Below are 1,043 nucleotides of genomic sequence, written 5' to 3'. Positions count from 1 at the left end.
GCGGGGGTCACGGGCCCCGGAGCGTCCGGCAGGGGAGCCGGGTCGCCGGGCGTCCCGTCGCCCGGCGTCGGCGCGTCGTCACCGGGGGAGGAGGACGACGTCTCGCGCGTGCCCAGCCCCAGCTCGAGACCGTCCAGCGACACCGGCAGGGCGACCGTCAGGCCGGGGTCCCCGCCGGCACCGACCGTCGGGGCCACGTCGAGGTCACCCAGCTCGAGACCGAGGCCCGACTCCGTGGTGCTGGTCGTCGTGCCGTCAGCACCGCCGCACGTACGGGTGTCGCGCCGGCCCAGGCCCAGGTCGACGCCGTCCAGCGCGACCGGGACGGTCCACGAGCAGGCCCTCCTGGCCGCCTGCGCCCGCGACGGGATCGGCGGTGAGCCGGCCGACGTCGAGGCCGAGGCCGCGCTCGGACGTGCGGTGGGTGGTGCGGCCGTGGTGGGTCCCGCCGGTGCGGTGGCGGTGGCCGAGCTCGGCCTCGACCTTGCGCACGTCCACGGGCGCCTCGACCTCGACGGCCGGACGGCGGTGCTCGGTGCCGCCCAGGCGCGCGGTCGGCTTGGCCGTGGTGCGTCCGACCTCGACGTCGAGCCCGCGCTCGGACGAGGAGGAGCGGGCGTGGCGCGGTGCCGTGGTGTGCTCGCGGTGACCGAGCTCGATCGAGACCCCCGCGATCTCGACGGGCGCGGACAGGGTGGTCGACGGTCGTGAGCCGTCGTCGGCGTGGGCCGTGGCGGCACCGGCGAGGAGGACCCCGCCCGTGATCGCGGCCACACCGAGGGATCGCTTGATCCAGGTGTGCATGAGTGATGACCTTTCGTCTCACTGGGAAGAGGGAAGTCGTGCGTGCGGACGCGGACGTCCGCCGGTCGCCGGGCACAGGGCCGCGGCGCGGCACGCTCATCCAGGTGAGACGTCAGGGCGCAGGTGGTGCTGGGAGTCGTGGTCGGAGTCGGCCGGCAGAGCGGCGAGCAGCACCGCGGACGGCGGCTGCAGCAGGGCGGCGCCGGACGTGAAGGCGGCCACCGTCCGCGCGGCGGCCG

At 76.5% G+C, this 1,043-nt stretch carries 2 protein-coding genes; both read right to left on the bottom strand.

The window, feature by feature from the left end; genetic code table 11:
* Positions 1 to 197: hypothetical protein (locus tag AC2W7G_RS17060; protein ID WP_485869489.1), on the bottom strand; the 197-nt coding region annotated here is incomplete at its 3' end.
* A 58-nt stretch (positions 198 to 255) separates the two neighbouring features.
* Positions 256 to 804: a hypothetical protein gene (locus tag AC2W7G_RS17055; protein ID WP_485869488.1), complete on the bottom strand. Its 549-nt coding sequence runs from the start codon at positions 802 to 804 to the stop codon at positions 256 to 258.
* Positions 805 to 1,043 lie beyond the last annotated feature (239 nt).

The organism is Aeromicrobium sp. PFPM2_SD2 (assembly GCF_057364525.1).
Note: the sequence above shows the minus strand (reverse complement) of the source record. Positions and strands in the feature narration are given on the sequence as shown.